Annotated in this window: 23 protein-coding genes and 2 pseudogenes; 5 read left to right on the forward strand and 20 right to left on the reverse strand. The window is 70.2% G+C overall.

From position 1 onward, the window contains the following. Positions 1–54: 54 nt before the first annotated feature. The 9 genes and pseudogenes from IE277_RS49460 to IE277_RS13060 form a co-directional block, all read right to left on the reverse strand. Positions 55–210: a hypothetical protein gene (locus IE277_RS49460; RefSeq protein ID WP_373310773.1), complete on the reverse strand. Its 156-nt coding sequence runs from the start codon at positions 208–210 to the stop codon at positions 55–57. Continuing rightward, positions 211–408 (reverse strand): annotated as a pseudogene (locus tag IE277_RS49465) (IS3 family transposase); the annotation flags it as partial. 93 nt (positions 409–501) lie between these two features. Then, positions 502–672: a hypothetical protein gene (locus tag IE277_RS49470; RefSeq protein ID WP_189951824.1), complete on the reverse strand. Its 171-nt coding sequence runs from the start codon at positions 670–672 to the stop codon at positions 502–504. 252 nt (positions 673–924) lie between these two features. Beyond that, positions 925–2,760, reverse strand: coding sequence for a PrsW family glutamic-type intramembrane protease (locus IE277_RS13045; RefSeq protein WP_229881515.1), 1,836 nt, complete (start codon positions 2,758–2,760; stop codon positions 925–927). Positions 2,761–3,193: 433 nt separating this feature from the next. Continuing rightward, positions 3,194–3,817, reverse strand: coding sequence for a DUF6082 family protein (locus IE277_RS13050; protein ID WP_189951826.1), 624 nt, complete (start codon positions 3,815–3,817; stop codon positions 3,194–3,196). A gap of 89 nt (positions 3,818–3,906) precedes the next feature. After that, positions 3,907–4,119 (reverse strand): DUF6879 family protein, encoded by a 213-nt coding sequence (locus tag IE277_RS49475; RefSeq protein ID WP_373310786.1) that lies wholly within the window; start codon positions 4,117–4,119, stop codon positions 3,907–3,909. Continuing rightward, positions 4,083–4,601: a DUF6879 family protein gene (locus tag IE277_RS13055; protein ID WP_189951828.1), complete on the reverse strand. Its 519-nt coding sequence runs from the start codon at positions 4,599–4,601 to the stop codon at positions 4,083–4,085. The genes IE277_RS49475 and IE277_RS13055 overlap by 37 nt, the downstream gene beginning before the upstream one ends. Then, on the reverse strand, positions 4,594–4,863 hold the full coding sequence (locus tag IE277_RS47085) for a hypothetical protein (RefSeq protein ID WP_229881328.1): 270 nt from the start codon (positions 4,861–4,863) through the stop codon (positions 4,594–4,596). Before IE277_RS47085 ends, IE277_RS13055 begins: the two co-directional genes overlap by 8 nt. 1,286 nt (positions 4,864–6,149) lie before the next feature. Continuing rightward, complete coding sequence (locus IE277_RS13060; protein ID WP_189951830.1) at positions 6,150–6,731, reverse strand: hypothetical protein; 582 nt, start codon at positions 6,729–6,731, stop codon at positions 6,150–6,152. A gap of 214 nt (positions 6,732–6,945) precedes the next feature. Between IE277_RS13060 and IE277_RS50085 the strand changes: the two are divergent. Next, a pseudogene (locus tag IE277_RS50085) lies at positions 6,946–7,681 on the forward strand (winged helix-turn-helix domain-containing protein); the annotation flags it as partial. Between the two features lie 1,097 nt (positions 7,682–8,778). On the opposite strand, the gene IE277_RS13075 reads toward IE277_RS50085, so the two are convergent. Next, positions 8,779–9,225, reverse strand: coding sequence for an Lrp/AsnC family transcriptional regulator (locus tag IE277_RS13075; RefSeq protein ID WP_189951832.1), 447 nt, complete (start codon positions 9,223–9,225; stop codon positions 8,779–8,781). A gap of 238 nt (positions 9,226–9,463) precedes the next feature. Between IE277_RS13075 and IE277_RS13080 the strand changes: the two genes are divergently transcribed. Then, positions 9,464–9,973 carry a rhodanese-like domain-containing protein gene (locus tag IE277_RS13080; RefSeq protein ID WP_189952528.1) on the forward strand — a complete coding sequence of 170 codons (510 nt, stop codon included), beginning with the start codon at positions 9,464–9,466 and terminating at the stop codon, positions 9,971–9,973. Positions 9,974–10,002: 29 nt separating this feature from the next. Continuing rightward, complete coding sequence (locus tag IE277_RS13085) at positions 10,003–10,518, forward strand: immunity 21 family protein (protein WP_189951834.1); 516 nt, start codon at positions 10,003–10,005, stop codon at positions 10,516–10,518. Between the two features lie 28 nt (positions 10,519–10,546). Here the strand turns inward: IE277_RS13085 and IE277_RS13090 are convergent, their stop codons facing one another. The 4 genes from IE277_RS13090 to IE277_RS13105 all read right to left on the reverse strand — a co-directional run bounded on the left by IE277_RS13090 (position 10,547) and on the right by IE277_RS13105 (position 14,272). Beyond that, complete coding sequence (locus tag IE277_RS13090) at positions 10,547–11,785, reverse strand: cytochrome P450 (RefSeq protein ID WP_189951836.1); 1,239 nt, start codon at positions 11,783–11,785, stop codon at positions 10,547–10,549. Positions 11,786–11,818: 33 nt separating this feature from the next. Beyond that, complete coding sequence (locus IE277_RS13095; RefSeq protein ID WP_189951838.1) at positions 11,819–13,207, reverse strand: NAD(P)/FAD-dependent oxidoreductase; 1,389 nt, start codon at positions 13,205–13,207, stop codon at positions 11,819–11,821. After that, positions 13,197–13,442 (reverse strand): ferredoxin, encoded by a 246-nt coding sequence (locus IE277_RS13100; RefSeq protein ID WP_189951840.1) that lies wholly within the window; start codon positions 13,440–13,442, stop codon positions 13,197–13,199. The genes IE277_RS13095 and IE277_RS13100 overlap by 11 nt, the downstream gene beginning before the upstream one ends. 158 nt (positions 13,443–13,600) lie before the next feature. Further along, on the reverse strand, positions 13,601–14,272 hold the full coding sequence (locus IE277_RS13105) for a hypothetical protein (protein WP_189951841.1): 672 nt from the start codon (positions 14,270–14,272) through the stop codon (positions 13,601–13,603). Positions 14,273–14,450: 178 nt separating this feature from the next. Here IE277_RS13105 and IE277_RS13110 point away from each other — a divergent pair, with 178 nt between their 5' ends. Beyond that, positions 14,451–15,320: an SDR family oxidoreductase gene (locus IE277_RS13110; protein ID WP_189951843.1), complete on the forward strand. Its 870-nt coding sequence runs from the start codon at positions 14,451–14,453 to the stop codon at positions 15,318–15,320. Between the two features lie 19 nt (positions 15,321–15,339). Here IE277_RS13110 and IE277_RS13115 read toward each other — a convergent pair whose 3' ends face one another. Together IE277_RS13115 and IE277_RS13120 are read right to left on the reverse strand one after the other, a co-directional pair. Beyond that, entirely contained in the window at positions 15,340–17,031 is a 1,692-nt protein-coding gene (locus tag IE277_RS13115) for a DUF885 domain-containing protein (RefSeq protein ID WP_189951845.1), read from the reverse strand. Positions 17,032–17,083: 52 nt separating this feature from the next. Then, positions 17,084–17,569 carry an Lrp/AsnC family transcriptional regulator gene (locus IE277_RS13120; RefSeq protein ID WP_189951847.1) on the reverse strand — a complete coding sequence of 162 codons (486 nt, stop codon included), beginning with the start codon at positions 17,567–17,569 and terminating at the stop codon, positions 17,084–17,086. 60 nt (positions 17,570–17,629) lie between these two features. Here IE277_RS13120 and IE277_RS13125 point away from each other — a divergent pair, with 60 nt between their 5' ends. After that, positions 17,630–18,829, forward strand: coding sequence for a trans-sulfuration enzyme family protein (locus IE277_RS13125; RefSeq protein ID WP_189951848.1), 1,200 nt, complete (start codon positions 17,630–17,632; stop codon positions 18,827–18,829). 32 nt (positions 18,830–18,861) lie between these two features. Here IE277_RS13125 and IE277_RS13130 read toward each other — a convergent pair whose 3' ends face one another. The 4 genes from IE277_RS13130 to IE277_RS13145 all read right to left on the reverse strand — a co-directional run bounded on the left by IE277_RS13130 (position 18,862) and on the right by IE277_RS13145 (position 23,991). Next, positions 18,862–20,310: a GNAT family N-acetyltransferase gene (locus tag IE277_RS13130; protein ID WP_229881332.1), complete on the reverse strand. Its 1,449-nt coding sequence runs from the start codon at positions 20,308–20,310 to the stop codon at positions 18,862–18,864. A 298-nt stretch (positions 20,311–20,608) separates the two neighbouring features. Continuing rightward, positions 20,609–22,192 carry an alkaline phosphatase D family protein gene (locus tag IE277_RS13135; protein ID WP_189951850.1) on the reverse strand — a complete coding sequence of 528 codons (1,584 nt, stop codon included), beginning with the start codon at positions 22,190–22,192 and terminating at the stop codon, positions 20,609–20,611. Between the two features lie 209 nt (positions 22,193–22,401). Next, entirely contained in the window at positions 22,402–23,232 is an 831-nt protein-coding gene (locus IE277_RS13140) for an alpha/beta fold hydrolase (RefSeq protein WP_189951852.1), read from the reverse strand. Positions 23,233–23,337: 105 nt separating this feature from the next. Continuing rightward, on the reverse strand, positions 23,338–23,991 hold the full coding sequence (locus IE277_RS13145) for an NADPH-dependent F420 reductase (RefSeq protein ID WP_189951854.1): 654 nt from the start codon (positions 23,989–23,991) through the stop codon (positions 23,338–23,340). Positions 23,992–24,032: the final 41 nt, after the last annotated feature.

Consider the following 24,032-nt stretch of genomic DNA (forward strand, 5'->3'; position numbering starts at 1 on the left):
GGCGGCGTACCGACCCCCGCGGCAGGTCCATCCGTCAGCGTGATTCCACGTAACTTATAGATACAGGAACTTGCCGCCGGCGACGGGCAGATAGGTGATATCGCCGACCCAGGCCCGATTGAGGTCGGATGCGGTGAAGTTGCGCCGCAGCAGATCGGGCACCGCCTGGGAGGTGGGGTCCGGAATGGTGGTTCGGTGTCGACGCTTCAACCTCCTTCCCTGGATGGAGTGTTGGCGCATGAGCCGTTCGACGCGTTTGCGGTTGACGACCACACCGCCCGCGCGGAGCTCGGCGGTGATCCGCTTGGCCCCGTACGTCTTTCCGGACTCTGCGTGGACCTTGCGTATCCGTCGGGTGAGTGCGGCGTCCGCGGCCTGTTTCGCGGTGCGGGCCGGAGCGGTTTTCAGCCAGCGGTAGAACGGACCTCGACAGGTTCAACACGGTGCACAGCCGCTTCACGCCGTAGGCGCCGCGGTGGTCGGCAACGAACTCGAAGCGGCTCACCAGTTCGTCTCGCCCGCAAAATACTTGGCCGCCCGGCGCAGGATGCCACGTTCCATCTCCAGCTCGCGCACCTGCTTGCGCAAGGCCGCGATCTCCGCGTCCTTCGCTGTCTCCAGGAAGAGAGAGCCGTTGATGACGGTGAAGGTGAACTCTGCGTCCGCACCCATCGCCACCACCTATTTCGTCGCGCTTATTCCGTCTTGCCGAGCCAAGACGGAAGTGAGTAGAATCCTGAAACCGTACGATTCTACTCCCGGGGGATGACTCGCCAGGGATTCCCTTTTGATTCAGGAATGAAACGATATTGTCTGGTATCTCGTTCTCTGATATCAGGCCGAACTGCACGCCATTTTCGCGCGCGATTCGTCGTGCTTCGCCAAGCTTTGACTTGAACCTCAACATGTCCTTCTCGTTGGAGTTCACTCTGTCCCAGTAGTGTCCGGATTTGGCCTCGTACCAGGTTTCGCTACCGGTCTGCGGGTCGATGTATTTTCCGTCAAATTGGCGACCGCCTGTTTTGAAGCCAGGCCTCCCATCGGAACCTGGAGCGCCATCCAGTTTCTCCATGAGGAAATCTTCATAGGAATCCTCGCTCTCCTGCGCAATCCTCCCGCGGCTCTTAGTATTCGGCTCACTCTGAGGCGACTCAGCTGAAGACGATGCCCCCTGCCCGGTCGTGCCATCCCCTTGCGCGCCAGCTGCCATGACCCGCCTCCGGCGAGGGCGAGGCCTCCAGGAGGGAACAGAGCGAGCAAGGAGAGCAGCAGGAGGGCGAAGCCGAGGTAGACCAGGAAGGTGTTCAGCGCGTCGAGCAGGTGGAACGTGTGGATCGCCCTGCCGCCGGGGCCCACGCTGCCGAACCCGCGCCACAGCAGGAGTGCGCCGGTGGTTGCCGCGCCCAGCGCGGTGCCGACACGGAGGCGATGGACCACCAGTAGTTCCGCCGTGGGATGGGCCGATGCTGTCCGCCAGGTGCGGAACAGGGTGGTGAGCTGGTAGGCGATCCACGCCAGGGCGGCGATGCCGAAGCCCATGAGGATCTTCGGTCCCGAACCGGTACTGAAGAACCTCTGGAGGCCGGCAGTCGAGGTGAACGATCCGACGCCCAGGAACAGCAACGGGGGCAGCGCGAGAACGCACGGGATCACCAGCAGCCACCGCTGCCGAGAACTGCGGGCGCTTCGAGTTGCCTTCAGCAGGCCCCGGACGTCCAGCGTGCGCCAGGCGCCCGGGTTGTCGGACGCCTCCATCAGAGCAGTGATTCCGGCGGCCGCCCGGCGCAGTTGCTCGGTGTCGTCGAGCGGCGCCGACGCCGTGGCGTACAGCAGCGAGCGCCGCAGCCGGACGTAGCGCAGGACGATCAGCAGGCTCCACGGCAGTCGCCAGGACGCATAGCGCAGCAGAGCGCCCATGCTGTCGCCGTCGACCCGTTCCGAAGCAAGCACGACGCCCGGCACAGTGCGCTTTCCACGATGGATCAGGCGCAGGTCGGCAAGCATGGCGATGGCCAGGCACACGAGCGGCGCCGCCCACGCCTTCCCGTTCAGCGAGTCCAGCCAGTGCGCGGCCTCGCTGGTGGGTTTCTGAACCACGTAGTTGTTCACCGTGTGATACCCGGCAGCGGCCGCGATCGGAAGCGCCGAGAGCAGGCGCACCCAACCTTGCGAGCGCCACAGCAGTCCGACCCCGAAGCCGGCCATAGCCGTCCACACCAGGTGGGAGAAGGTTTCGGTGGTCGGCGGGCCGAGCATGTCCAACTGGCTGAACGGCGCCGGAAGCCAAGCTGTCAACACCTGCCCCAGGCCCGGCACATAGGGCGGGGACAAGGAGTCCGGGATGATCCAGCCACCACCACGGCTGATCGCTCGGTTCGCGTCCAAGCCGTACCGCAGGACCGCCTCCAGCAGCCCGAACCCGCCTCCCAGCGCAGCGCCCAGCACCGTGAAGTCGGTCAGACCCCACTGGCGGCGGACCTTCAGACTCATACCGGCCAGCAGGAGCGGGGAAGCCTTGATCAGTTCCTCCACCCAGGGCGCCACCGTGTGGCTGGTCGTGTCCACCACCGTGACCAGCGACTGCCCCGACTCGTGCGCGTAGAGACGGGTGTAGGCGAGCTCCACCAACGCCGTGGCCGCGCCGCACCCGTACACCCCCACCGCGAACGCCAGCAGCACGGTCGACAAGCGCACCGAACGAGTCGGCCAGGACACGGTGAACAGCTGCAGCACACCCCAGACGGCTGCCACCGCCATCATCAACGTCACACCAGGCCCCCGACGCACCGGAACAACCATCGATTCGCGACAGTGAACGAGATGCTATGCAGTCAACTGCGAGCGCAGCGAGAGAGTTGAGAGACGCGGTGAAACGGCTATAAGGAGGATGCAAATCCCACCCCTCTGTGCAGGGCGACCAGCCATCACCTCGACATCGGCCCCAGCCTGCCAATGCCTTGCCTGTTCCCTACTGCGCTTGATGACGCCCCAGGGTCCGGCAGCCGCTGAAGGGCAGACCGGCTGCAGAACCGAAGGGCATCCGGGACACCGTGCCACTGACTCACGGGCACTCTCCCCGTGCGGCTGACTTTCACGGCCGTACCGTGAAGCGAGTCCTATCCGAGCTGCTGGCTGCATCGCTCGACCGTGCTCCGCCCTTCCCAGGGGAGGGCGGAGCACGGACCTCCTCCGACTACTCTGGACCACCGGCGCGCGGGGGAACCACTCCTGGGATTCCGTGATCGGCAAGGGCCGGCTCCGTACGTGGCGGAGTGCCAAGAGACGCCTGGTAGCGGGCATCGATGATCTCGTGTAGCCGCCGTGAGCGTCGAGACGCTGCTGTCGAAAGCCGCGCCTGCCGTGACCGTGCCCAGAACGACCGACCGATCTCACCCGCGAAGATCTCGTCCGCTGCGGCCGCCAGCCACTGCTCGGTGATCTCCCCCACCTCGAACGACATCTCCCAGTGCGAGACGACCAAGTTGATGTACATGTGCTGCCGCCGCAGCAGCACCGTCCGCGTCGAGTCCGGGCCACCCCAGCAGTCCAGGAACTCGGGCTTCTCCATCGCCATCTTGGTCAACTCGATGTGCAGGACCCGCGTGGTCTGCACCCGAGCCGCCTTCGCCTCGCGAGCCTGCAACACGAGTGAAGCAGCAACCCCCACGACGGCCAGCGCGGACAGCAGCGCCGACACTGCACCGTACGCCTGAGCGATATCAGCGATCCGCTGCCAGTCCTCTCCACCACCATCCAGCGCGGGAAGCGCGAGCGGGGACACCACAACGAGCCCCATCGAGGCGATGATGGCCAGCACAACCAGTGACAGGACAGTCGGACGGGACCGATACCAGGGCCGACCGTGCGCTCCCCGGCGAGAATCCGAGCCGGACCCGGCGGGCGGGATCACGATGCTGATCCTTCACGCCGGACACGCAGCAACGGCCCCGTCACCCGAGCATGAAAAGCGGAAAAGTCCTCGCCCGACGCGTACAACTGCTGAAAATCGCTCCGACATGCCTCAACCAGAGCCCTGTTGGTGTGCCTGTAGGCGCCGGCGATGATCCCGTCCGGCTTGTACCTCAGCTCATAGAGACAGAAGGTCCCGAGAATGACCAGCTCGGAAAACCATCGGGGGGGGGTGCCAGTTTGCCAGGTCCGCCATAGCGGACCACAACGCGAATCTCCTCGCCCAGGTCAGCCCGCTCCCGGAGCACAGCCGTCTCCCACAGCACGTATTCCGACGGCGGAAGCTCGACGTACCGGACACGACGCAGCCGCAGGCCACGCTGCTCGGCCGCCACGAACTGCCGGCTCATCGCTGGCCGAGCCTCCACCAGCGCATCGAGAGCTTCACTCCACGCACCCTTGTGGAAAGCCTCCCAAGAGACAAAACCCGGCTCCTGGAATTCCTGGCCGCACTCCAACTTGTCGACGACCGTCACGTCAGCGCGAGCATAGTCACGGCGAAACGCCTCAAAATAGTCCGCAGCCGGGAGAAAGGCGTCACGCTCCTCCTCGGGCAGTGAGGCCAGGCCGCTGATGCCAGCCCAAGCCGCATCAGACTGACTCGGCTTGCCGACACCTCCGCGCTCAGGCATCAGGAATGTCCGGCTTCGCTGCCGAAAGCAGACTCCGCGGAATGATGACCAGCCGCTCATCAGCACCTATCGACACCCCCGCGGGGAGCCGGTCGGCTACGGCCGACGTAACGTCCCGGCCGATCACGGCCACATCCCCATTGGACATTTCCCAAATATCCGGGCAGGTCTCCGTCTGGCTCGTAAGCCCCAGCTCCTGAGGCGACCGCCCCAAGCGGCGGACGAACTCAGCACCGCTGTCAGCTTCCCACGGTCGACCCATGCCCGGCCTCCGGAATGTAATTGAGTGCATCCGACAAGTGATGATCGAAGTGAGGCTAACAACCCGCCCTGAGTCATGCAACGGGCCCAAGCCACCGAGCAGTTGCCGAACCATACCCAGGCTACGCAAGTACGACACAGCACCACTTCTGAAGGGTTCAGAGTCAGGCGACGCTGCCGACATGGTCGGCCAGGGCGACGCGACTATGCCAGCGTCCTGTGCCGCCTGGGTTGTGTGTTGCCTTCTGTGCCTGTTGGCCTGCACACGCCAACCGAAACCCGCAGAAGGAAGACCCCGGGTCTGCACCGACGGAAGCCCAGCACATGGCAGCAACCCCCCCCGACGGGTACGCCGTACGGTGGTGAGCTACCAGGAGGACAGAGGAGGACGCCGGATGCAGCCAGCACGTGAAAGTGGCCAGTCGTGGGCGGGCTTCACCCGCATCGACGCTCGTGCTGTCGGCGGCACCACACCAGGCTCTGTGCTGACCATCCACCTGAGCCGACACGACCCTGAGCTGGGTGCCAATACCGATGCGCAACTGCTGAGCTCGTTCCTCACCGCAGTAGACGCGGGGCCGCACGGAGACGTCGCCAGCAGAGCGGCGTTCACGCGTGGCTCGAAGACATCCCTGCCGTTGCCGCCTGGGTGCGGAAGGACGACACCCCAGAACTGGTCGTGGACAGGCTCATGTCGCAACTTGCTGTGGTGAACACGGCAGGAGCTTTGATCGACGATCGCACCTGCCGTGTCGGGCTCCGATCGACGTTCGAGCGATTGGACAACGAGCACGGCGTGCTACTCACCATGAAAAGCGAGACGGCCGGCGCCCCAGTCGAGCTGTTTCCGGCCCTCCTTCACTGCTGGATGTGGTGGTGGCGCAAACAGGTCGAGGCTCTCAGCCATCGCCCGGAGATGCCTTCGCCGCCCAAGCGCACCCCCAACATGGAGCACTTCGTCGACCAACTCGTCCAGTGGTTGGACAGGCCAAGGAAATACAGCAACGCCAGCCGGTCCAGAACTGGAAGATGCCGCTGCCGCCGGAGCGGCTGGACCTGGTCGAAGACGGCCGACACTACGCCGTGCACTTGGACGACTTCGAACTCACCACCTGGCCGGACACGCCTCCAAAAGACCGCGGCGACACGTACTTCGGAGACATCTTCGAGCCTAACCAGGACTGGCTGCTCTGCACGGGCGCCAGCAGGGCTGCAACACTGGTGACGGACATTCCGCGCTTGGACGGCGGACACGTCCCTCTCAGCTCGGATAGCTACAGCGTCGCATCAATTCTCGACGTCACCGGTCACCGCGGCTGCGATGACCGAGGCCACCGACGTCAGATATGACCACTTCGGCAGCAGTTCGTCCCACAGGGCACTCCGCGGCGGCTGAGACTCCCAGCGGTGGGCCTCCTCGAAACGCCAGATGGCCTCTGCTTCCTCGGGCGACACCTGCAGCCGACGCTCCTCGTACGCGATTTCCTCCCCGGTGGGCTCCCGCCATACGGCTCCTCGCCAGGCCGCGAGGACGTCTTCCGCATGGTGCAGGAGGGATGGCGCACCGTGGATGTAGATCTCAACAAGAGCGATCATGGGCGAACCGCTGGGCAACTGCTTCCGCCACAGCGGAAGCAGTTCCTTGTCGATCCTTGTGACCTTCGCGACGAGACCCGCGATCGCCTCGGTACGCAGCCTGTCCCACTCCTGTGGTCCACGAGGGAAGGCCTGGCCTGCCTCCTCGTCCTTCTGTAATTCCCTGAGGAAGGCGTCTCCGACGGAGATTTCCTCCTGTGTGGGCTCCCACTCGTAGCGGTCGAGCGATCGAGCGATCCCGTTGAGTTGCTGCTCGTCGGTGGCCTTCGTCATAGCGCCAGCCTAGACAGGGTGTGCCACCGGGCACCTTCGCCTCACTGCACGCGCCGGCCAGGAACGCTCCCGCAAGCGGACGGGGGGCTGCGAGACTCCTGGAAGGACTGTTGATGATCAGCTTCCGTGGCCGCAGTCAGGCCTCTAGAGATCTTTAACGATGTGGGTTACGTCGGGTCGTGACGGCTGTCGTGGGCTGCGCTATGCCGGGAGAGTGAGGTATCCCGATGGCGGTGGTCTGACGGCCGAGGAGCGGGCTCGCCGTGAGGAAGTCCGGTTCGCTGCCGCTGACCTGATCGAGGCTGGGGCCAGTGACCGGGAGGTGGCCCGGCAGTTCCGTGTGACGCGGATTTCGGCGAACCGATGGCGGCGGGCGTTGACTTCAGGAGGTCGGCAGGCCCTGGCTTCCAAGGGCCCGGGCGGAGCCCGCTGCAAACTCGATGCGGGACAGCTCCGCGTCCTGGAGGCGGTGTTGGATGCCGGTCCGGCCGTCTCCGGCTGGGGTGAGCGGTGCTGGACACTGGCGAGGATCGCGGAGGTCGTGCGCGGCCGGTTCGGCGCCGAGTACGCCCTGGCCGGGCTGGACCTGCTGCTGCACCGCATCGGCTGGAGCGTGCAGGTCCCCTCCCGCAAGGCCACTGAACGCGACGAGGAGAGGATGGCCGCCTGGAAGGACGAGCAGTGGCCCGTCATAAAAAGAGGGCGGCGGACCTGGGCGCCTGGCCGGCTTCGAGGACGAAGCCGGCCAGGGCCTGAGGCCGCCCAAGGGCCGCACCTGGGGCCGCCGTGGACACACCCCGGTGGTCCGCGTCACCGCCCAAGGCACCAAACGTGTCTCCGTAGCGGCGCTGATCTGCACCAAGCCCGGCCGCAGATCACGGCTGATCTACCGCATCCACCTCGACCGCGGCCCCGCCAAGGGCCGCCGCAAGGGCTTCACCGAGACCGACCCTCAGCCAGCCCCGCTCCACCAGCCGTTTCAACTTGCCCCGCGTTCCCTCGATCTTCGCCGGCATCGCCGGCAGCCCGATCCTCGGCACGATCTGCTTGGCAGCATCGGAGTCGACGCGTCCGCCACGACCTCCACGATGTCGCGGTACACATCCGGCAGCGCATCCGACGACAGTCCCTCCCGCCAATGCGGCACCAGAAGCGCCCCGACCACCCGCACCGGCCGGTCACCGGCCGTCGGCTCCACCAACTGCTCTGCGACCGACGCCTCGTCCGAACCGGACATCTCCGTGACCACCTCGGCCACCGTCTCCCGCGTCACCCGCAGCCGCGACCACGTCTCCCGCTCGGCCTCCAACCGCGCCGTCAACTCAGCGATCTACGACTCAAGCTCCTCCACCCGCACCCGGGCAGCCGCCTCCCGAGCCTCCAACTCCTCGAACAATGAGCCCATCAGAGTCGCCTCCTCCACCGCCACGGTAGAGACAGGAAGACCCGAACACACCCCGATCAGCGTTGCCTCAGCTCACGTTCCCTTCAGAGGAGCCGCACCCGTCGCCGTTGGTCGTCCTTGGTCACTGTCGAGCGGCCTCGGACGGCACAGGATGCCGCGCCCGGCTGTTGGCGGACACCTTCGATGCTGTGCGTCTGAACCTCAGCCGACGGCAGGTAGCGACGATGGTGCGGACGTTGACCGACCGCGCAAGCGTATGTCTCGCTGCACCCCCACCGGCCTCAGCCACGCCCATAGCCCAGAGCAAGCAACGACAGCCCGCCGAGGGGCTGGTGGCCTGAGCCCTCAGGTGGGGAGGCCGCGAGCATTTGCGGCAGGTTGGGGTGCTCACCTGGGCTAACGACCGTTTCGCGCTCTCGTCAGGCCGAGACCTCTTCACCGTGATTCCCCGCTCGATCTGGTGCGGTCATGGTGCAGGACGCTGTACCCGTACCCGTACCCGTACCCGTACCCGTACCCGTACCCGTAGTCGGTGCGGTTGTGCCGCCACTGGACGGCATCCGGTCGTCGTAGCCGCCCTGCACCACTGTGACGCCGGCCTGCGCCGCCTTCTTGATGGCGTGCCGCCACCGCTCGGGCCGGTCAGCGGCCCAGCGCGCGCCGGGGCAGCGGCGAGGAGTACACGACGCTGGTGGTCACGGAGCCCAGCGCGCCGATCTTCCCGGAGATCTCCTCCAGATGAGCCATGGACCGCGCGGCGACCTTGATGACGAAGCAGTCGTCGCCCGTCACATGGTGCGCCTCCAGGATCTGGGGCGTCGCGGCCACCAGGTCGTGGAACGGCTTGTAGTTGCCGTTCGGGTACCGCAGCCGTACGAACGCCAGGATCGGCAGGCCGAGCCGCTCGGGGTCGACGACCGCCGCGTACCCCTGGATCACGCCCGCCTCCTCCAGCCGCCGTACCCGCTCGGTGACGGCGCTCGGCGACATGGCGACGGCCCGCGCGAGCTCGGCGTAGCTGGACCGGCCCTCCCGCTGGAGCACCTCAAGAATGCGCCAGTCGGTGGCGTCCGGGGAATACACGGTCATCACGGATGGATAGCAGGGAATCCCCCGTGCGATCAAGGGGTGTGCCGTGGATTCCGTCTTCAGCCGGGACGTCCCGCGCCCTAGATTCTCCATCATGATCACCAAGATCTCGCAGACCCCGGTCCCGTCGCAGCCTCCGGTGCCGTCGCAGGCCCCTGCCCCCGCAGAAACCCCTGCCCCCGCGACCCCTGCCCCCGCACAGATCCCCGACCCCGCACAGATCCCCGACCTCGCACAGATCCCCGACCTCGCAGGGACCCCCGACCCGTCAAGGACCCCCGTCCCCGCGCAGAACGCCGTCCTGCGCGTCGCCCCCGCCGCCCCCGCCGCGGCAGCCGCCTACTTCCGGGCGAGTCTGGCCTTCCACGCCGATGTCTCCGACGTGGCCACCGCGCTCGCCGCCGAGGGCGACCCCGGCTTCGTCGTCGTGGACACGCGCTCCACGCGGTCCTGGGACCAGGGCCATATCCCCGGCGCCGTCCACCTGCCCACCGCGCTCGTCGCCGAGCAGGCCGCACACCTCCTGGACCCGGCCGTGCCCGTGGTGACGTACTGCTGGGGGCCAGGCTGCAACGGAGCCACCCGCGCCGCCCTCGCCCTCGCCGAACTCGGCTACCGGGTCAAGGAGATGCTGGGCGGATTCGAGTACTGGGTCCGCGAGGGCTTCGCCTACGCCACCTGGCAGGGCCCGGCCCGCCGGGACGCCGACCCCCTCACGGCACCCGTCGAAGGCGAGTGCGGTTGCTGACGCCCTGCCCCCGTGTAGGTTCTCTGCCCATGGCTCGATACGCGGATCCAGGCGCGCTGGAGTGGGTGGAATCGGGCGGCGGCCCCCTGATAGCCGTACCGGAGACGGTGCTGCCGTTCTGGGCGGGCGCCGACAGCGAGGAACTGGACACCGACTACGACCGGGCGTGCGAGGTCGACGGGTACGTCGGCCTGCTGCCCGTCGGCGACAGCGCGGCCCTGGTGTTCGGCGACGAACCCGCCGCCACCTCCTACCTGCCGGACCACGCCACCTTCGTACGGTGGTCCGCCGCGCGCTCCGAGACGGAACTGCTCGCCTCGGTCCCCGCCGCCCTCACCACGGCGGTGTGGGGGAGCGAGGTGCACTGGCGGGTGCCCGGCCCTGTGCTGCTGTTCGACTCGGCCTGGCCGGGCCAGGCCGCCGGCCGCATCGAGCACCTCCGCGTACCGCTGGAGGCGGGCACGTACGCCGTACGGGCCGCGTATGTGCAGCCGGGACCGGAGACCTGGGCGGGGCTGGTGCGGCTCAGCCGGCTCCCGCACTGAACCGGCGTCCGCCGCGGCATCACCCCGCTCAGCGCAGTCCGTCGAAGGCGATCTCCAGATGCCGGGGGCCGCGCAGCACCGCGTTCGGCCGGTACGGCGGCGGATCCTCGACCAGCCGCGGATTCTCCAGCCGCCGGGCCAGCTCGGACAGCGCGATCTGCGTCTCCAGCCGGGCCAGCGGAGCGCCGAAGCAGCTGTGGATGCCGCTGCCGAAACCGAGATGCTGGATGTCACCGCGGTCCGGGTCGAAGCGCTCGGGGTCCGTGAACCGCTCGGGGTCGCGGTTGCCCGCCGCCAGCATCAGCCAGATCCGCGCGCCCTTGGGGATGGTGACCCCGCGCACCTCGATGTCGGCGATACAGGTGCGCTGCGGCACGATCTGCACGGGCGGCTCATAGCGCAGCAACTCCTCCACGATCCGCACCGACAGACCCGGATCCCCGCGCAGCCGCTCCAGGACCTCCGGGTGCCGCAGCAACGTCAGCATGCCGTTGGTGATGAGGTTGACCGTCGTCTCATGACCGGCGATCAGCAGCAGCACCGCGGTGCTGAGCACCTCCATCATCGTCATGGAGCCGTCCGGGCCCTCGCTGTTGACCAGGTCGGACAGCAGATCCTCGCGCGGCTCCTTGGCCCGCTCCTCGACCAGCCCGGCCAGATACATCCCGAGCTGCATCCGCGCCTCCTGCGCCGCCTTCACGAAGTCGGCGTCCGGGTTCTCGCGCGTGTCCGGGTCCAGGCTCGCCACCAGCGGATCGACCCAGGCGCGGAACTTCGGCTCGTCGTCCCGGGGCACGCCGAGCAGCCGGCAGATCACCGTCACCGGGAAGGGGTAGGCGAACTCGTCGACCAGGTCGAACTGCCGCTTGTCCGCCAGGCCGTCGAACAGGCCGTTGACGATGGGGCCCAGCTCGCCGCGCATGTTCTCGATCCGGCGCGGCCGGTGCGGCGGCCCGAAGCCCTGGTTGGCGATACGCCTGAGCCGGTCGTGCTCCGGCGGGTCGAGCCGGATGAAGGACGGTGGCAGCCCTCCCGTCTCCTCCGCCTGGGCCAGCGCGTCGGTCCCTGCGGCGGCCAGGTTGGCGGCGTCGGAGCTGATCCGCGGATCGTGGAGCAGGGCCTCGATGTCCCAGTAGGAGCTGATGACGTACGGGCCGTCCTCCTCCTCGTGCAGCACCGGCGTCTTGCGTAGCTCCGCGTACAGCGGATACGGATTCGCGCGGTTGGCGAAGTCGGTGATCTGGCGGAACAGCGAGGCCTGCGTCATGACACGTCCTTGGAGCGTCGGGCCGGGCGGCGGTCAGTGCCGGGCGGGGTGGAAGACCAGCTGCTGGTCGGCCGGTGAGTAGCCGCTGAGGGTCACCATCGGACCGTGGGTCGGCAGGGACGGGTCGGGGAAGTCGGCGTCCATCGGCCGGCCCTCGGGACGCCGGTCCACCGTCGCGAACTCCACCGGGAACGGCGCGCCCCGCTCGATCTGCCGCTGGTAGAACTCCAGCCACCGGGTGTTGTCGAAGGTCACGGCGGCCACGATCCGGCCCTGGTGACCGTAGACGCCCGCGAACCGGCGCTCGGCCAGCGACCCTTGCGTGATCATGAGCTGGTCGCCCATGGGCGGCACACCGACCGACTTGATGTTCACGCCGAACATCGAGGACCAGAAGGCGGGCATCCACAGGTGCGGGCGCCGCTCGGCGCCGTGGCAGATCATGTTGTGCGCGGCCGTCTCGGCCTGGGCGACGGCATTGCCCCAGTGCTCCAGCGAGAGGAACTGGTAGCCGAACAGCGCGTGCGGGGACCGCGCGACATCCCCGGCGACGAACACGTCGTCGGTGACGATGCCACGGAAGTCGAAGGCCCGGCAGCCCGCGTCACAGGCGATGCCCCGGGGCCCCGCGCCCAGCCCCGACCCGGCCAGCCAGTCGGTGTTGCGCTGCGAACCCAGCGAGACCACGACCACGTCGGCCTCGACGACGCTCTCGTCGGACAGATGGACGGCGCGCACCCGGCCGACCGGGTCCCCCTCCAGCGCGGTCACCATGACATGGGTACGCAGGTCCACGCCGTTCTCGGTCTGCAGATCGGCGGCGACCGCGCCGATCACTCCGCCGAGCGCGCCCGCCAGCGGCGCACCCGCGCGCTCCGCCACGGTGACGGGGAGGCCCATCTCGCGGCAGGCCGAGGCGACCTCCGAACCGGCGAACCCGGCGCCGATCACGAACGCCCGGCGCGGACCCGCCTTCAGCCGCTGGTACAGACCGGCCGCGTCGTCCCGGGTCCGCAGCACGCAGACGCCGTCCAGTCGGGCCTCCTCCGGCTTCGGCCAGGGCCGGGCGCGGACGCCGGTCGCGATGAGCAGCCGGTCGTACTCCACCTCGTCCCCGTCGGCCAGCCTGACCCGATTGGCCATCAGATCCAGACCGCTCGCCGCGACGCCGAGGCGCCACTTGGCGTCGATCTCCCGGCGGTGCGGCAGCTCGGTGCGGTGCGCGGACGCCTTGCCCAGCAGGACGGACTTGGACAGCGGCGGCCGGTCGTACGGCTCGTACGGCTCGTCACCGATCAGGGTCAGCTCACCGGCGAAACCCTCCGCACGCAGCGTCTCGGCGGCCCGCAGGCCCGCCAGCGAGGCGCCGACGATCACGATCCGGCCCTCGCGCCTGAGCCAGTCGACATAGTCAGCGGGCATCGTGCGCCTCCTGGGCGGAGCCGGTGCCCTGCTCGCCCGTGCCGTCCAGCCCGTCCGCCGTGATCGCCTGCACCGGGCAGGCCGCGACCGCGCGGGCCAGCCGCTCGCGCTGTTCCTCGGGCGCGTGCGGGTTGTAGACCAATGACTCCTCGCCGTGCATCGCGAAGACATCGGGAGCGAGGAACGCGCACTGGGCGTACCCCTGGCATTTGTTGAGATCGACGACGAGACGCATCGACGCTCCGCCCTTCCGGTGGCCAGGTCCGGTGCGCGCCGGTCGTTTCGCGCGGCACTCCCGGACGGTGGTCATGTCCCGTGTGCCAGCATGAGCGCGACGGAGCAACATCGCCCGTCGGGAAACCCCCGTTCTGGCCGCCGGAGATCCGGCCGCCGTCACGCGTTCGCCGCGGTGCGGGGCCGGGCGCGGCCGGTCGCCAGGATGACGTAGACGCTGAGCACCAGCGACCAGGCGGGGAAGACCAGCTCCGACCAGGGCACACTGGACGCGACGACGAGCAGGGTGAGGGCGGTCAGCAGCCCCAGCAGCGACAGCCAGCGGGGCAGGACGCGCAGGCGGTGGCCGATCACCGACATCGAGCAGGCGAAGACGGCCGCCATCCGCATGGCGTACTCCGTCATCAGCGTGTACCCGAGATGACGGCCGAAGTCCCAGGCGGCCGGCTGTGGTGCCGTACCGGCGGGGTGCGCGACCGAGAGCACGGCAGCGGCCGCCGCCGCGGCGCCGAACAGGGTGGCGGTGAAGACGAGCCCGCTGCCGAGGAAGACGGTGGCCAGGAACCTGTCCTCGCCCTCACCGATGTGCGCCCGGACCGCGCCCACGAACCACAGGAAGAAGATGCCGGCGAACGGCACGAGCGCGAGGGCCGTGCGCACCGCCTGACGGCGCGCGGAGTCCGTGAAGCCAGGGGCGGTGAGGGCGTCGGCGCCTTCGGGAATGCCCAGCCGCATCAGGACGATCGCCGCGGCCAGCAGCAGCGCGAACACGACGCCCGCCAGCCCGGCGGCCCGCGGTGTCTCCAGCACCTGCTCCGCCTTCTCCTGCACGCCGCCCCGCCTCCTCCGCGTCGCCCCCGGAGACCAGCAAGCCGCCACCCGCCCCCGCCCGCCACCGGGGCACGGCCGGACGGCCGAACGACGGGCGCCGTCGGGCCTGCCCTCCCGTCCCGCCCTCCCGTCCCGTTCCCTCGCGCCTCGCTCCTCCCGCCCCCTACGCTGACCGGCCGTGGCAGCTGACCCGTCTCCGGCCGTCGAGGATCTACGACGTGACACGGCCGTCGAGGATCTACGACGCGACCCGCTGCCCCTGCGCGGCCGTGCCGCCCTGGTCACCGGGGCCTCCCGGCGGGCCGGGATCGGACATGCCGTGGCCCGACGGCTGGCCGCGTACGGGGCGAGCGTCTATCTGCACCATCATGTGGCGCACGACCAGGCCATGCCGTGGGGCGCAGACAGGATCGGGGCGGTCGCGGGTTCCGTGCGCGAGGCGCTGGGGGATCCCGGGGCGCGCGTCGTGGCGGGCCCCGGTGACCTGGCCGATCCCGCCGAACCGGCCCGGCTGGTCGACACCGTCGTGCGTGAGTTCGGCCGCCTCGACATCCTCGTCGCCAACCACGCCCTCAGCGGCTCGGACGGCACCCTGGACGAGATCGACGCGGCGATGCTCGACGCACACTGGGCGGTCGACACCCGCTCGGTGCTGCTGCTCGTCCAGGCCTACGCCCGTGCACGCGCCGTACGGCCGGCCGCCGGCCCCGGTGGGCGCGTCGTGCTGATGACCTCGGGGCAGGACATGGCCGGCGGTATGCCGGGCGAGATCGCCTACGCCCTCCAGAAGGGCGCCCTCGCCTCGGTCACCCGTTCCCTGGCCGGCACCCTCGCCGTACTCGGCGTCACGGTGAACGCCGTCAACCCCGGGCCGGTGGACACCGGTTACGCCACCGGCGAGGCCCACGCGGCCGTGGCCGCGCGCTTCCCCGGCGGCCGCTGGGGCCTCCCCGACGATCCGGCCCGTCTCATCGCCTGGCTGGCCACCGACGAGGCCGGGTGGATCACCGGGGAGGTCATCAACTCGGAAGGCGGCTTCCGGCGCTGACGCCGGGGCCGCCTCGCCGTCAGAGCCGGGACAGCTCGTCGACCAGGTCGTCCAGGCCCAGCGAGCCCTGAGACAGGGCCGCCATGTGCCAGGCCTTCAGATCGAAGGCGTCGCCGTGCCGCGCCCGGGCGTTCGCACGGCCGAGCAGCCAGGCCCGCTCACCGAGCTTGTAACCGATCGCCTGGCCCGGGATCGTCAGATACCGGGTCAGCTCGCTCTCCACGAAGTCCGCCGGCCGGCTGCTGTGCGCGCCGAAGAACTCCTGCGCCAGCTCCGGGGTCCACCGCTCGCCGGGGTGGAACGGGGAGTCCGCGGGAATCTCCAGCTCCAGGTGCATGCCGATGTCGATGACCACCCGGGCCGCCCGCATCATCTGCGCGTCCAGGTAGCCGAGCCGCTGCTCGGGGTCCGTGAGGTAGCCCAGCTCGTCCATCAGCCGCTCCGCGTACAGCGCCCAGCCCTCGGCGTTGGCGCTGACCCCGCCGACCGTGGCCTGGTAGCGGGAGAGGTTCTCGGCCACATGGGCCCACTGCGCGAGCTGGAGGTGATGTCCGGGCACGCCCTCGTGGTACCAGGTCGAGACGAGGTCGTAGACCGGGAACCGCGTCTGGCCCATCGTCGGCAGCCAGGTGCGGCCGGGACGCGAGAAGTCCTCCGACGGCGCCGTGTAGTAGGGGGCCGCGGCGCCGCCGGGCGGGGCGATGCGCGACTCCACCCTCCGCACCCGCTCGGCCAGTTCGAAGTGCGTGCCGTCCAGGTCGTCGATGGCCTTGTCCATCAGGCCCTGCAGCCACTCCCGGACCTCTTCGACGCCCTCGATGTGCCGGCCGTGCTCGTCGAGGTGGGCGAGCGCCACCCACGGGGTCTCGGCACCGGGCAGGATCTTCTCCGCCTCCTGCCGCATCTCGCCGAGAATCCGGTGGAACTCCGCCCAGCCGTAGGCGTACGCCTCGTCCAGGTCCAGATCCGTGCCGTTGAAGTAGCGGGCCCAGCGCGCGTACCGCTCACGGCCCACCGTGTCGGGGGAGCCCTCGATGGCCGGCGCGTACACGTCCCGCAGCCAGTCCCGCAGCTCCACCAGGGCGCCGGTCGCCGCACGGGCCGCCTCGTCCAGCTCCGTGCGCAGCGCGTCCGGACCGGCGGCGGCGAAGTCCTCGTACCAGCCGCGGCCCCGGCCGTCGGTGTCCGCCCAGTCGGTGAGCTGCTGGATGTACGTCGCCGTGGGCCGCGGCGCCGCGAACAGCTTGCGGTCCAGGCCCAGTCGGAGCGACTCACGGTAGCCGGCGAGCGCGCCGGGCACCGCGCGCAGCCGCTCGGCGATCGCCGCCCAGTCCTCGTCCGTCTGGGTCGGGGTGACCGTGAAGACGTCCCGTACCGAGTGGCCCGGTGTGCTCATGTTGCCGACGGCGCGCAGATGCTCGTCCGCCTCGTGCACGGCGAGTTCGGCGGTGAGCCGCTCCCGCAGCAGCCGCCCGCAGCGCCGCTCCACGTCGCTGTCCGCACCGGGCTGCCGCTCCGCCTCGTCCAGCTTGGCGAGCGTGTCCCGGGCCAGGTCCGCGAGGGCTGCCTGGCCCGCGGGCGAGTAGTCGGGCAGCCGGCTCGAACTCTCCTTCACACCGAGGTAGGTACCGGTGACCGGGTCGAGGGCGATCAGGTCGTCCACATACGCGTCGGCCACCTGGCGGGGCAGCGGGGTCTTGGTCTCAGACATGCCGCCCATCCTGGTACGACGAGGATCTTCGCGTCACCCACGTTCGGGGGATTCAGCTCTGGGCGTGGCCGGGAGGCAGCAACGGGCCGCACTCCCACTGCTGGAAGATCAACCGGGTCTCGACCCGCGCCACCTCGCGCCGCGCGGTGAACTCGTCCAGCACCAGCCGCTGCAGATCGGCCATGTCCGCGACCGCCACATGCACCAGATAGTCGTCCGGCCCGGTCAGATGGAACACCGTCCGGGCCTCCGGCAGCGCCCGGATCCGCTCGACGAAGGGGCCCACCAGCTCCCGCCGGTGCGGCCTGACCTGAACCAGCAGCAGCGCCTGGAGTCCACGCCCCAGCTTGGCCGGATCCACCCGCAGCTGATGGCCGAGGATCACGCCCGAGCGGCGCAGCCGGGTCACCCGGTCCAGACAGGTGGACGGCGCCACGCCCACCTGCTCGGCGAGGTCGCGATAAGTGGTCCGGGCGTCGTTCTGCAGCAGCCGCAGCAGATGAAGATCAACCGGATCCAGTGCGACAGATTCGGCCATGGCTCGAACGTAGCACGACGTTCGGATCCGGTGAACCGTTCACTGTTCACCCTTCCGCGCATGGACACAGCGACCACCGGTGCCTACGACGGCGTACGCACCGCATCGAGATCCCTGGCCACCGAGGCCGTGCATGCCGGCCGCGACGACCTCGCCCGCCAGGGCCTACACGCCCCGCCGATCGACCTGTCCACCACCTACCCCTCCTACGACAGCCGCGCCGAGGCCGCCCGCATCGACGCCTTCGCGACCGACGGCGCCGACCCGGTCGGACCGCCCGTCTACGGCCGCCTCGGCAACCCGACCGTCGCCCGCTTCGAGACCGCGCTGGCCCGTCTGGAGGGCACCGAGTCCGCGGTCGCCTTCGCCAGCGGTATGGCGGCGCTCAGCGCGGTCCTCCTCGCCCGCGCGGCCATGGACCTGCGCCACGTCGTCGCCGTACGGCCGCTCTACGGCTGCAGCGACCATCTGCTCACCGCCGGGCTGCTCGGCACCGAGGTCACCTGGACCGACCCGGCCGGCATCACCGACGCGCTGCGCCCGGACACCGGCCTGGTGATGGTCGAGTCCCCGGCCAACCCGACCCTCGCCGAACTCGACCTGCGGGCCGTCGCCCACGCCTGCGGCTCGGTGCCGCTGCTCGCCGACAACACCTTCGCCACACCCGTACTGCAGCGCCCGGCCGAGCACGGGGCCCGCATGGTGCTGCACAGCGCCACCAAGTACCTCGGCGGGCACGGTGATGTGCTCGCCGGAGTGGTGGCCTGCGACGAGGAGTTCGCGGGGCGGCTGCGGCAGATACGGTTCGCCACCGGCGGTGTGCTGCATCCGCTGGCCGGCTATCTGCTGCTGCGCGGACTGTCCACCCTGCCGGTACGGGTGCGGGCGGCCTCCGCGAACGCCGCCGAACTGGCCCGCCGGCTCGCCGCCGACCCGCGTGTGGCCCGCGTCCACTACCCGCGGATCGGCGGCGCGATGATCGCCTTCGAGGTGCACGGAGACCCCCACGAGACCATCTCCCGGGTCCGGCTCGTCACCCCGGCGGTGAGCCTGGGCAGCGTCGACACGCTCATCCAGCACCCCGCCTCGATCAGCCACCGCATCGTCGACGCCGACGACCGCCGCGGCGCGGGGGTGAGCGATCGGCTGCTGCGGCTGTCGGTGGGGCTGGAGGACGTCGACGACCTGTGGGCGGACCTGGACCACGCGCTGGGGGAGTCGGTACGAAGCCCTGCACCGCTGCGGGAGGCGGTCGGCTGAGCGGCACCGGCCGGCCCTGGCCGTGCCGGGAGTCAGTCGCGTCGGGCCGGGTCGCCGAGGTGCCGCTGGGCGGTGTCGTACGGCGGCCGGGACGCGGCCGGTCTGGCGTCCAGGCGGGCCGTGATGACGAGCGTGCCCTCCTCGATCTGGTAGTCCAGCGGCAGCCCGAGGCCGCGCATCGCGGCGACCATGCCGGTGTTGGACGCCTGGGTCACGGCGTACACGCTCTCGCAGCGGGCCTCCACGGCCAGGGCCACCAGCCGGCCGAGCAACTCGCCGCCGATGCCGCGCTGCTGCCACTCGTCCTCGATCAGCAGGGCCACCTCGGTCTCGTCGCCGTCCCACAGCAGATGCCCGAGGCCGACGATGCGGCCCGAGGCCGTCTGCACGGCCAGCGTCCGCCCGAAACGCGGGCTCAGCAGGTGGTTCAGATAGCGGTCCGCGTCGTTGACCGGGCCGTGGTAGCGCATGTCCAGGGTGCGGGAGGAGCACCGCTCGTGCATCGCCTTCGCGGCGGCCAGATCCGTGGTGTCGACCCGGCGGACCGTGATGTCGGCGCCCTCGGGCAGCGTCAGCACGTCCTTGCCGCGCGGGATGCGCGGACCGAGCCGGCTGTCCAGCTCCACCAGGGCACGGGCCCGCGCGAACTCGGTCGGTGTGAACGGCAGATACGGCCGCTCCACGGTGATCACTCCGCCCTCCGGCGCCCGCAGCCGCATCACGGTGTCCTCCAGCACACCCTCGACCGGCACCGGCTCCGCCCCACGGGCCCCGCCGGCCGGCGTGCCGGGCAGCGAGCGGATCGTGCACCGGCCCAGCAACTGGCGCAGTGCCAGCGGCAGTTCGGCGGCGTCCAGCGCGGTGCGCGCGGCCAGGCCGAGGACCCGGGTGGGGGCGTCGACCAGGTCATGGGCGTCGGCCCGCTCGATCCAGGTGCCTTCGCCGCCGGCCTGCGATACCGCGCGGGTGATCTCGGCCGCGGCCAGCGCGGCCGGCGCCCGCAGCAGGAACTCGTCCACGGTGCCGTCGGCCAGCGGGTGCGTCTGCAGGCTCAGGATGTCGACGCGCCGCTCGGCCAGCGCCGTGCACAGCGCCGCCAGCGAGCCCGGCTCGTCCTTGACCGTCGTCCGCATCCGCCACAGGGCACTGGCGCCCGTCACCTCGTCCGCCGGCCCGTCCGGCTGTGCCCGGGGCCCGGCCGGCCGCGTCTCGGCGTCCGGCCGGGCCCCGGTATCGCCGGCCGGCGGTGCGTGGCCGTGGTGTCGTGCCCACCATGTGTGGAAACCGGCCGTCGCGGTCAGCACGAGGGCCGAGATCACCAGCAGGGCGGGACCGTCGGGGCCGTGCCCGATCAGGTTCGCCACGGCGTCGGCGACCGCGACGGCGGTGAACACGGCGGCCAGCTCCACGAGGTCGCGCCGCCAGTGGTGCACGGGCCGACCGTGCTTGGCGCGGGTCACATCAGGCATGTCTGCACTCATGCAACCACTGTGGAGGAACGGTGTTGCGTGATCACGAACGGTTTGTGACCGATGGGTAAAGCATGCTCCGCCCTTTTTGGCACCTTTTCTGCGGCTGGTCGGCCGCGGACCGTACGGCCCCAGATCGTGGCGTTGTCGTCCGCGTCGTCCGCCGCCGACGTCGGTGCCCAGTGCGGGAAAAAGTGCGGGAGAAGGGCCATGGCCTGCAGTGATCGCGTCATACGAAAACCGTAGCCGCGACCACTGACAATCGGCCTGACCTGCGAAAAGGCCCGTAGGGCAGGGGAGTTGCCCGCGGCTACTGGCCGACCCGGCCCGGCTGGAGCGTCTGCGTGAACAGCACCGTGCCGTCGTACTCGCGCAGCCGCACCGTCAGTTCACCGCTGTCGCCGTCGATGTCCACCTCGCCGAAGAACTGGTAGCCCTCGGCCGGCGACACATTGGCGGTCGTGGGCGCCTTGACGAACACCCGGTCCGGGCCGAACGTGCCGTCCAGCGCGTTCGCCGGGAAGGCGCCGGCGTTGAGCGGGCCGGAGACGAACTCCCAGAACGGCTCGAAGTCCTTGAACGCGGCCCGCGAGGGGTCGTAGTGCTGGGCGGAGGTGTGGTGCACATCGGCCGTCAGCCACACCGTGCCGGTGATCCGCCGGTGCTTGATGAAGCGCAGCAGCTCGGCGATCTGCAGCTCGCGGCCGAGCGGCGCGCCCGGGTCGCCCTGCGCCACCGCCTCGAAGTCCGGCTTGCCCTCCACCGGGTCGGGCACGACCAGTCCGAGTGGCATGTCGTTGGCGATCACCTTCCACACCGCACGGGACTTCGCCAGCTCCCGCTTGAGCCATTCCAGCTGCTCACGGCCGAGGATGCCCACGGGGTCCGTGGTCTGGTCGTCCGGCGAGTTCGCGTTGCGGTAGGTGCGCATGTCGAGCACGAACACATCGAGCAGCGGACCGTGGTGGACGGTCCGGTAGATCCGGCCGTCCGGGCGCCCGCTGATCGTGGAGATCGGGAAGTACTCGGAGAACGCCCGGCGGGAGCGGAGCGCGAGGTCGTCGAGCCGGGTGCCGGCCGGGTAGGGGGTACCGGTGCCGATGACCTCGCCCGGGTACCAGTTGTTGCGGACCTCGTGGTCGTCCCACTGGATGATGTTCGGCACCTGGGCGTTGAACCGGCGCAGCGCCGAGTCCAGCAGGTTGTAGCGGAAGTTGCCCCGGTAGTCGTCCAGGGTGGTCGCGACGTGCGACTTCTCCTCGGTGGTGACGTTCCGGTAGACGCTGCCGTCGGGCAGGGTCGCGGTCGCCGGGATCGGGCCGTCGGCGTAGATGTTGTCGCCGCTGCACAGGAAGAAGTCAGGGTCCGCCTTCGCCATGGCGTCGAAGATGCGGTAGCCGCCGATGGACTCGTTGATGCCCCAGCCCTGTCCGGCCAGGTCACCGGACCACACGAACCGCACGCCCTGGCGTCGCCGGGCGGGCGCGGTGCGGAAGGTGCCGGTCACCGGCTCGCCGGTGCGGCGCGGGTCGTCCGGGTCGGCGAGCAGCACCCGGTAGTGGATCTGCTCGCCCGCGGGCAGGCCGTGCAGCCGGGTGGTGCCGGTGAAGTCGGTGCCGGAGCCCAGCAGCGGACCGTGCCATCTGCGCGGGTTGTGGAACGCCTCGGTGGCCGAGGTCTCCACGATCATCCGGGCCGGCCGGTCAGAACGCACCCACACCAGGCCGGAGTCGGCGGTCACATCGCCCGCCTGCACACCCCAGCCGGCCTGCGGGCGCCCGGAGCGGGCGAACGCCGGGGCGGCGGCGAGGCCGACGGGCAGCGCGAGGGCCGCCGACGCGGCGAGCGAGCCGCGCAGGACGCCGCGGCGGCCGGGGAACGATCGGTCTGACATGGGTGCGCCTCCAGGGACGGGTGGGGCCGGTGTGCAGAGCCCACACCTACTGGGACGCCGCGGCGCGCGCGGAAACCCGAAGTGAACAACGGGCCTTGGCGCGAAGGGACGCCGTCTCTCCCCGCCCCGCGTGAACCCGTACGCGCGCGTGGTGAACCCGTACGCGCGCGTACGGCGCCGTACAGCCGGCCGGGTCGCGCCCGGCCGGTTCAGCGGCTGCCGTCCAGGATGACGCGCGCGACCAGCGCCGGGTCGTCGCTCATCGGGCAGTGGCCGCAGCCGGGCAGCCGCACCAGCCGGGCGTGCGGGATGAGCTGCTTGGCGCGCACGCCCTGACGGCGCAGCAGCAGCCGGTCCTGGGTGCCCCAGGCCACCGTCACCGGCAGGCCCGGCAGATCGTCGGTGAACCGGACGGTGGTGCCCGCCCGCAGCGTGGCGTCGAACCCGGTGGCGCCGACGAGCGCGAGCGTCTCGGCGACCACGGCCTGCGGGTCACGGCGGGCCGGGCGCGCGTAGATGGTGCTGGTCAGCGCGGTACGGCCGGCCGCGCTGTGCGACAGCCGCTCCACCAGCGGCAGCGGGAGCCGCTGGGCGACGCCCCGCATCGCGAGCAGCACCGCGAAGGCGTACCGGCGTTCGGCGTCCGTCCAGAACCCGGCCGGAGACAGCGCCGTCACGGACCGCACCCGCTTCTCCCGGCCGAGTTCCAGGGCGAGCAGGCCGCCCAGGGAGTTGCCCGCGATATGCGGACGGTCCAGCTCCAGTGCCTCGAACAGGGCGCCGAGCACGGAGTTGGTGCTGGGCAGGTCGTAGGCGAGGCCGTCCGGCAGGGCCGGGGACGCGCCGAAGCCCGGCAGGTCGACGGCGATCACGTCACGCTCGGTGGCGAGGATGTCCACGACCGGGTCCCAGGCCTGCCGGTGATGGCCGATGCCGTGCAGCAGGACCAGGGGATCCCCGCGCCCCATGCGCGCGTAGGACACGGTCACGTCCTTCGGACCGTGCGGGGTGGGGACCTCGAAGGAGACGGTGGCGGACATGGGGTGCTCCTCGTCTGGGTGCCGGCGGACGCTGTAGACAGCTTGTCAGCAATTACTACCTGCCGGTAGCCCCTGATCGGCGTACGACGCGCACGGTACCGACGGTCAACCCGCCCGGCGCACCTCGATGTTGAAGTCGGCGGTCCCGAACCTCCGCATCATGGTGAGCCACAGCGGCAGATACATCTCCACCGTCCGGGCCGCCTGGATGCCGCCCAGGTCCAGCACCCGCTCCGCCGGCCATCCGAACTCCCCGAGCATGGCCGTCACCTGCCCTTTGGCCGCCGCGTCCTCGCCGCACACGAACAGGTGGTGCGCGCCCGGCACCCGCCCCGGATCCACCATCACCTGACAGTTGACCGTGTTCAGCGTCTTCACCACGCGCGCGTGCGGGAAGGCCCGCTGGATCTGCTCGCCCACGCTGTCCGACTCCACCGGGTCCAGCCGCGCCTCCCCGTCCTGGAAGGCGAGCGGATTGCACACGTCCACGAGGATCTTGCCGTCGAGGTTCTCCGCGCCGGCCGCCCGCAGGGCGTCGAGCGCCACCCGGCCGCTGACCGCGTTGACGACCATCTCGGCGGACGCCGCCGCCTCCGCGAACGTGCCCGCGCGGGCCCGCTCCGCCGCGGCCGTCGCCCACTCCAGCGCGACCGGATTGTCCTTGGTGCGCGACCCGAGGGTCACCTCGTGCCCCAGCTCCACCAGCCTGCCGCCCAGTGTGCGGCCCACCTCGCCCGTGCCCAGCACCGCAAACCGCATCGGCCACCTCCAGGTCACCGGCCGCCGACCCCCGGCGACCC

This window comes from Streptomyces alanosinicus, assembly GCF_014650595.1.
GTDB lineage: Bacteria > Actinomycetota > Actinomycetes > Streptomycetales > Streptomycetaceae > Streptomyces > Streptomyces alanosinicus.